Origin of the sequence: Corallococcus exercitus (genome assembly GCF_003611585.1) — a bacterium.
GTDB classification, from domain to species: Bacteria; Myxococcota; Myxococcia; order Myxococcales; family Myxococcaceae; genus Corallococcus; species Corallococcus exercitus.
In genome coordinates this window covers 1-6811 of record NZ_RAVW01000484.1, presented here as the reverse complement: position 1 = coordinate 6811, position 6811 = coordinate 1, and the positions used below count along the sequence as shown (strand labels likewise).

At 67.4% G+C, this 6811-nt stretch carries 7 protein-coding genes; 4 read left to right on the top strand and 3 right to left on the bottom strand.

The window, feature by feature from the left end:
• Nucleotides 1-160: 160 nt before the first annotated feature.
• The 3 genes from D7W79_RS36440 (at nucleotide 161) to D7W79_RS36430 (ending at nucleotide 2588) form a co-directional block, all read left to right on the top strand.
• Complete coding sequence (locus D7W79_RS36440) at nucleotides 161-1084, top strand: DUF2381 family protein (protein WP_120529897.1); 924 nt, start codon at nucleotides 161-163, stop codon at nucleotides 1082-1084.
• Nucleotides 1085-1094: 10 nt separating this feature from the next.
• Nucleotides 1095-1595, top strand: coding sequence for a serine/threonine protein kinase (locus D7W79_RS36435; RefSeq protein ID WP_120529896.1), 501 nt, complete (start codon nucleotides 1095-1097; stop codon nucleotides 1593-1595).
• Nucleotides 1596-1730: 135 nt separating this feature from the next.
• Nucleotides 1731-2588, top strand: a complete 858-nt coding sequence (locus tag D7W79_RS36430) for an SDR family oxidoreductase (RefSeq protein WP_120529895.1) — start codon at nucleotides 1731-1733, stop codon at nucleotides 2586-2588.
• A gap of 12 nt (nucleotides 2589-2600) precedes the next feature.
• Here D7W79_RS36430 and D7W79_RS36425 read toward each other — a convergent pair whose 3' ends face one another.
• The 3 genes from D7W79_RS36425 to D7W79_RS36415 form a co-directional block, all read right to left on the bottom strand.
• Nucleotides 2601-3005, bottom strand: a complete 405-nt coding sequence (locus tag D7W79_RS36425; protein WP_120529894.1) for a DUF3969 family protein — start codon at nucleotides 3003-3005, stop codon at nucleotides 2601-2603.
• Nucleotides 2990-4210 carry a SitA5 family polymorphic toxin gene (gene sitA5, locus D7W79_RS36420; RefSeq protein ID WP_147442231.1) on the bottom strand — a complete coding sequence of 407 codons (1221 nt, stop codon included), beginning with the start codon at nucleotides 4208-4210 and terminating at the stop codon, nucleotides 2990-2992. The genes D7W79_RS36425 and sitA5 overlap by 16 nt, the downstream gene beginning before the upstream one ends.
• 111 nt (nucleotides 4211-4321) lie before the next feature.
• Nucleotides 4322-5119 (bottom strand): acyl-CoA desaturase, encoded by a 798-nt coding sequence (locus D7W79_RS36415; protein WP_120529892.1) that lies wholly within the window; start codon nucleotides 5117-5119, stop codon nucleotides 4322-4324.
• Between the two features lie 290 nt (nucleotides 5120-5409).
• Here D7W79_RS36415 and bioA point away from each other — a divergent pair, with 290 nt between their 5' ends.
• Nucleotides 5410-6741 carry an adenosylmethionine--8-amino-7-oxononanoate transaminase gene (gene bioA / locus D7W79_RS36410; RefSeq protein ID WP_120529891.1) on the top strand — a complete coding sequence of 444 codons (1332 nt, stop codon included), beginning with the start codon at nucleotides 5410-5412 and terminating at the stop codon, nucleotides 6739-6741.
• Nucleotides 6742-6811: the final 70 nt, after the last annotated feature.

Sequence of the window (6811 nt, the reverse complement as noted above, 5' to 3'; positions counted from 1 at the left end):
GACAGGGTTGGGGAGGTGGCGCGTGGAGATTTCGGCCATCAGCCGCTGCATGTTCGTGGGCATGGTGCCGCCCTTCAATCCACATCAGGGCGCTCAGGACTCGCGTGTCGGATCTGGAATCCTGGCGTGGGGCGGGCGGCTTGGGTAGGGTCCAGGTTCGATGCCACGCACCCTACCTGGCTGGTTCGTTGCCTTGCTTGTCCTCGCGGCCGCTCCAGCCCTGGCGGGCCCGCGGGAGAAGGCACAGGTCCGGACCCTGGTGCTGTCGGAGCACCCGGACGACGCGGCCCACCGCCTCTATGTGGCGGGTCAGATCGTGACGGTGCTCCGGTTCGAACAGCCCTGCGACCCGCTCAAGACGAGGCTGCTGGGGTGGGAGGGGCGCTTCGAGCCGCTGGTGGTCGAGGGGAAGCGGGTGGTGATCGAGCCCCTCCGGGCCCTTGCGGCGGATGAGAGTGTTTCGCTGCTCGTGACGCTCGCGGATGGGACGGAGTTGTCGTTCCTGCTCCGGCCGCCGGAGGAGGAATGGAGCCGGGCGGATCAGCAGGTGGACGTCTTCAAGGACCGCGAGAGCTATGCGGCCCTGGTCTCCGTGCTGGCGCGCACGCTCAAGGCGAAGAATGCGTTGGAGGAGGAGAACGCGCGGCTGCGTGAGGAAGAAACCTCCGCGGACCATGCACTGGCCGCGCTGCTGGTTTCAGGGGCCGAAGTGCAGACGCCGTTCCGGCTGATCAAGTCCTGGGAAGCAGTGGAAGCGGACTCCATGCTTTCGATGAGGCTCTACTCGGGCAAGGGCAAGGCTGCGGTCACCATCGCCGTGAGGAATCAAAGTGAGGAACGCCCGTGGCGGACGGTCCGAGCGAAGTTGTCCTCGCTGAAGAGCCAGGAGCCGCGAACGGTGGCTGTCCGTTCCGAACACGCTCTGCTCACAGCAGGGCAGTCGGGCACCTTTGCCTTCGTGGTGGATCGGAGCGCCTTCCTTGATGCCAAAGGGCATCTGGAGACCCTGGTGCTGGAGATCTACCGGTATGACGACCTCCGCCAGGGCTATGTGGTCCTGGACCCTCGCCTTGTGCGTGAGTAAGAGCCGCAGGATGGTCTCCAGGACGCTTGAGTTCGCGTGCGGTCTCATCCTCGTCGTCCTGATCGCGGGTTGCGCTGGTTCTGCGACGGGGAAGGTGAGCCTGCGGCCCGATGGAACCCCTGGGCCCGAGAAGTGCCCGGAAGAAGCGCTCAAGGCGATGCGCTATCTGCGATTGGGCGTGGGAGATGGCGCGACCGCCGAGCTCGACGCGAACCAGATGGATGCCCGTCCCATCACCCTGTACGAGGGTCGTGTGGAGAGCGTGTTGCTCGACGACCTTGGAACGCTGGAGTCGCCGACGCGCCTCTATGGGTACGTCTGGACGAGCGGGCCTCAGGCTGTCATCCGCTACTACGAGGCACTTCCGCCGGGTGCAGCACAGCGGGTGCCCATCTGCGCGGTGGCGCGGACGGCGATGAACCAGCTCCGGAAACGCCCTGAGTCGTTGCCTGGAACCGCTGTCCTCGAGTTCTCCGTCGGGGGCGTCTTCATCGTGGACGAGTTCCTCTAAGCCTTCAGGGCGGCGCACTGCACGAACCTGTCCGACAGTCAGACAGGATTGAAAGACCGCGTCGGCCGGAAGGTAGACAGCCGGCATGTCCGAGCGGTTGGGCCGCTTGTTGCTACGAACAACACGGAGGTAGCGATGATCGTCGTCACGGGAGCCACGGGCCGGTTGGGCCGTTTCGTCATCGAGGGACTGCTGAAGAAGGTCCCCGCGAACCAGGTGGCGGTCGCGGTGCGCAATCCGGACAAGGCAAAGGATTGGGCCGCGCGTGGCGTGCAGGTTCGCAAGGCGGACTACAGCCACCCGGAGACGTGGGACGGAGTGTTCTCCCAGGGAGACACGGTTCTGCTCATCTCTTCGAGCGAGGTCGGACAGCGCCGCAAGCAGCACCAGACCGTGGTGGACGCGGCGAAGAAGGCGGGCGTGAAGCTGCTGGCCTACACGAGCATCCTGCACGCGGACACGTCGCGAATCGTGCTGGCGCCGGAGCACCTGGACACGGAGAAGGCCATCCGCGCTTCAGGGCTTCCGTTCGTGTTCCTGCGCCACAGTTGGTACCTGGAGAACTACACGGAGGCCGCGAAGCGGACGCTGGAGCAGGGCGTGCTCCGGGGCTGCGCGAAGGACGGCCGCGTCGCTCCGGCCACGCGCCAGGACTACGCGGACGCAGCGGTCGCGGTGCTCACCGGCACGGGCCATGAGAACCAGGTGTACGAACTCGCCGGTGACACCGGCTTCACACTGCCGGAGTACGTGGCGGAGCTGTCGCGCCAGTCCGGCAAGACGGTGACGTACCAGGACCTGCCACCAGCCGAGTTCTCTGCCGTGCTCCAGCAGGCAGGCCTGCCCAAGGGCTACGCCGACGTGTTGGCGAACGCGGACGAAGGCATCGCCCGGGGCGACCTGAACGACACGGGTCGCACGTTGAGCCGCCTCATCGGCCACCCCACCACGACCCTGGCCGAGTCACTGGCCGCCACGCTCCCGCAGGGCTGAACTCCCACGGATTCACCCGTCCTGGTATCGAGACATCACGAGCCACTTCTCGCCATGGGGACGCGGAGGCGGCAGGTCCGCGAGCACCTTCAAGAGCTTGTCTTCAATCTCCGTGAGGGAGTCCGTCAGCGCTTCAGGTGCGAGCCGGGCCACATCCTCGAGTTCCGTCGCAAGGTGGATGGCACGACGGAGTTCGGGGTGTACCTCCATTGCTTCGAGGCGGGACAGAAGTGCTGGCCCGAGAAACCGGCTGCATGCATAGGCGGGAGACAGGGTACCCAGGGCAATCCCCCGGCACATGCCCAGAGCCGTGACCGCCACGAAGCGTTGCGACTCTTCGACGCCTGCGGCCTGGAGGGCGATGGCTTCAGACGGGGTCTCATGTGGCGGATGCGGAGGATTCACAGGTTGCTCCATCCGGGTTTGACCTTGAAGTCGAAGACCTTTCCGGATGCGCTTTCGAAGTAGTGGAGGGACACCTTCTCGCTTCCGACCCAGCCATCCTTGTAGACCTTGACCCAGTTCCCAGGCTCGACTTCCCGCAGCTTCTCCAACAGTGCCTTGTTGGACACGGTGTTCCGCGTCGTCCCATTCTGGACGGCCTTGAAGCCGGAAGGATACCCGGGAGCGTTCTTCACACCGTCGTAGACGGAAGCCACCCCGCCGCTTCCACCTGACGGCAACGGGTTTCCCGCTCCTTCCCAGGCAGCCGCGGCCACGGCGGTGGGTGCGACCCCAATGGTAAGGACGCCTTCCGCGAGTGAAATGGAACGGACAGCGCCAGAGGCCGCGGCGGTTAGGCGGAGTCCTGCGTTGGTCTCCGCCGCGAGGGCTGCCCGCGCGAAGCCCGGGAGCATGGGGCCTTTCGCGGCCACGTTCGAAGCTCCTCCACCTAGGGCTGCAGTGAGCGCCAGGATGAGAACCCTGGCGCCACTGGTCCCCATGACCTTTCCGAAGCGGTGCCCTGCATCCTCTAGTTCCTCTAAGGTCACCGCCCGTTCAGCCTCGTCGGACAGGCGCTCCCAACCCCTCACGAGTTGAACGAAGGTCTCCAGGCCCACGTACGCGATGACGTAGGTGGTGAGGGCGATGGCGACGAGCTTCGTGATGGGCTCGGGCATCACGAGCAGGGCCATATAGGCCGCCATGGCCGTGGAGATCATGGCCCTGAGCATCAGGGGATTGACCACCTCCGCCACGGCACCTTGGACGCCATCCCATACGCCGTCCCATGCGAAGGACAGCGCCAGCCTTCTGCGCGCACTGACGTCCAGGAAGGAGAAGCCGTCGTCCAGCAAGGACAGGCATTCCGTTGGCGTCTCCTGACGGGAGCACCATTCGGTCGGATCAAGCTTCTGCTCACTCGAAGCAGGGCCCCAGGACGCGAGTCGGAGGCGGGAGCGGGGCTGCTGCTCGGCTTGGAGGGGGAAGCGCATCTCCAGCACGAGTTGGAGCAGCACCTCCCTGAACCCGTCCTCGGGGATGGGAATGGGATCCACACTCCGGGGAGGCGTGTAGACGATGGGAGCGCCAGCACCCGTATCCAGCCGGACCACGCGGGAGGTTGCACACCCCGCGCAAAGCAGTCCCAGGAGCAGAAGACCCACGCCACGTTGCTTCATGTCGTCCTCCCGGCACGCATGCCCACGGGAAGCATGCGTGCGGGGACTGACATCCACAGCCGTACCGCGACAACCTCCGGGGCAGGGCATGCCCCGGATGATTCACGATGCTCAGGCCGTCTGCGCTCCGGCGCCACTCTGGCGGGCCACTTCGCGCGGCTCCGGGTACACGGCGCGCTGGGGCGTGGTGATGCGGATGACGCCCAGCTTGGACAGCACGCGCATCACCTGCCACGTGGGGTCGATTTCGAAGGCGCGCGCCGCGAAGTTCGGGCTGCTGCCGTACTTGTGGTGGTTGTTCTGGAACAGCTCCCCCATGCACAGCACGTCCACCGGCAGCGTGTTGCGCGACTTGTCGCTGCCCTTGAAGTTCCGGTAGCCGTACTTGTGCCCGCACCAGTTCACGATGGCGCCGTGCACCGGCCCCATCACGAAGTGCACCGGCAACAGCAGGAACTGCCAGGGCGACGTCGCGAACGTCACGTAGAAGGCCGTGTACAGCGCCACCCAGCCCAGCACCGCGAACCAGGACTGGCCCAGCGTCTCGTCCACGAGCTTCCACTCCGGGTAGCCACCCTCGAAGCGCGGCTCCGGCTGGATCTTGCGCGTCAGGATGCCGGTGTAGCGCTCCTTCGTGTGCCACATCATCCGCATCACGTCCTTGAAGTAGTGCGGTGAGTGCGGGTCGTTCTCCGTGTCGGAGAACGCGTGGTGCTCGCGGTGCAGGATGGCGTACGCCCGCGGCGACAGGTACGACGAGCCCTGCACCAGATAGGTGAGCAGGTGCATCACCTTCTCCGTGCGCGGCCCCATGCTGTACATGCGGTGCGCCGCGTAACGGTGCTGGAAGAAGCTCTGGAAGAAGACGCAGAGCAGCCAGTGACTGATGAAGAAGATGACGATGGCCATGACTCTCCCGTGCTGACAGACACAGGGCTAACACCCCCGCTGTCACGGCAATGTCAGCGCTCCCCACGTCGTCGGCACCGCCCCTGCCCCTCCGTCCCGTCCCGGACGCACGCCATTGAGCGTCCCATTCCCCCACCTGTCCGCTGGCGGATAAGCCCCCGTACGGCCACCCATTCGCCTCCGTCCCACGCGCCGCACCGCGACGTTGCGGGCCATCCCCAAAGGAGGGCAGAAGGGCACGCGGCGCGTCACCCGGGCTTCACTCCCCTTCGCGCCCAGGAGCCTCCACCGTGGATCGGGCAACCCTCGTCGGACTCGACAAGCAGCACGTCTGGCACCCCTACACCGCCATGGAGCAGTACATCGCGAAGACGGATCCGCTGGTCATCGTCCGCGCGGAGGGCGTCTGGCTCCATGACGCGGACGGCCAGCGCTACCTGGACGCCAATGGGTCCTGGTGGGTGTCCACCCTGGGACACCGCCACCCGCGCCTCGTGCACGCACTCACCGAGCAACTGGGCAGCCTGGCCCACGTCTCCCTCGCGGGCATCACCCACGGCCCGGCGGCCCGGCTGGGCGCGGAGTTGACCGCGATTGCCCCGGGCGCGGACCGGGCGGACGTGCCCTCGGGGCAGAAGCTGTCGCGCGTCTTCTATTCGGACAACGGCAGCACCGCGGTGGAGGTGGCCATCAAGATGGCCGCGCAGTACTGGGCGCAGAACGGCCGTCCCCGCCGCACCCGCTTCATCACGCTGACCGGCGCGTTCCACGGAGAAACCATCGGCGCCACCAGCGTGGGCGGCGTACACGAGTTCCGCGACGTGTTCGGCCCGCTGCTCTTCGACGTGGTGCACGTGCCGTCACCGGCCGAACCCGACGGCCACGCTCGCGCGCTGGCGCAGGTGAAGGCCGCGCTCGCGGCGGATCCGGACGGCATCGCCGGCGTCATCCTGGAGCCCGTCATCCAGGGCGCGGCGGGCATGTGGATGTCGTCGCCAGACTTCGTGCGCGAGGTGCGCGAGGCCACCCGCGCGGTGGACACCTTCCTCATCGCCGACGAGGTCTTCACCGGCATGGGCCGCACCGGCGCGCGCTTCGCAGTGGACCTGGCCGGCGTGGTGCCGGACCTGCTGTGCCTGGCCAAGGCGCTCAGCGGGGGCCTGCTGCCCTTCGCCGCCACGCTCGCGTCGGAGCGCATCTTCCAGGGCTTCCTGGGGGCGAAGGACCGGGCGCTCTATTACGGGCACTCGTACTGCGGCAACCCGCTGGGCGCGGCCGTGGCGCGCGAGGTGCTGGCCGTGTACCGCGACGAGGACGTGCTGGGGCAGGTGCAGCGCAAGGCGCCGCGCGTGAAGGCCGCCTTCGAGCGCATGGCCGCCACCCTCCCCGGGCTCGTGCGCCCGCGCGCGGTGGGCATGGTGGGCGCGGTGGACCTGGGCGGCGGAGGCTACTTCGCCGACAGCGGCTGGCGCGTGTACGAGGCCGCTCGCCGCCGGGGCTTGTACCTTCGCCCCATGGGCAACACGGTCTACATCGCCCCCGCGCTCAACATCCCGGACGCGGACCTGGACCTGCTGCTCGCCGGCGTGGAGGACAGCCTGCGCGAGGTGGCCGCCGGTTGATTCCGGGGGGCGGAGTGGCGGAGCGCCGCGTCCGCCCCCGCCACCCGACGCGTGCCGGGAAGCCCCCTCC

What these genes read in the sequence shown, in the direction of transcription:
- D7W79_RS36440 (WP_120529897.1), top strand. Translation starts at nt 161, where the DNA reads ATGCCACGCACCCTACCTGGCTGGTTCGTTGCCTTGCTTGTCCTCGCG.
- D7W79_RS36435 (WP_120529896.1), top strand. Translation starts at nt 1,095, where the DNA reads ATGGTCTCCAGGACGCTTGAGTTCGCGTGCGGTCTCATCCTCGTCGTC.
- D7W79_RS36430 (WP_120529895.1), top strand. Translation starts at nt 1,731, where the DNA reads ATGATCGTCGTCACGGGAGCCACGGGCCGGTTGGGCCGTTTCGTCATC.
- D7W79_RS36425 (WP_120529894.1), bottom strand. Translation starts at nt 3,005, where the DNA reads ATGGAGCAACCTGTGAATCCTCCGCATCCGCCACATGAGACCCCGTCT.
- sitA5 (WP_147442231.1), bottom strand. Translation starts at nt 4,210, where the DNA reads ATGAAGCAACGTGGCGTGGGTCTTCTGCTCCTGGGACTGCTTTGCGCG.
- D7W79_RS36415 (WP_120529892.1), bottom strand. Translation starts at nt 5,119, where the DNA reads ATGGCCATCGTCATCTTCTTCATCAGTCACTGGCTGCTCTGCGTCTTC.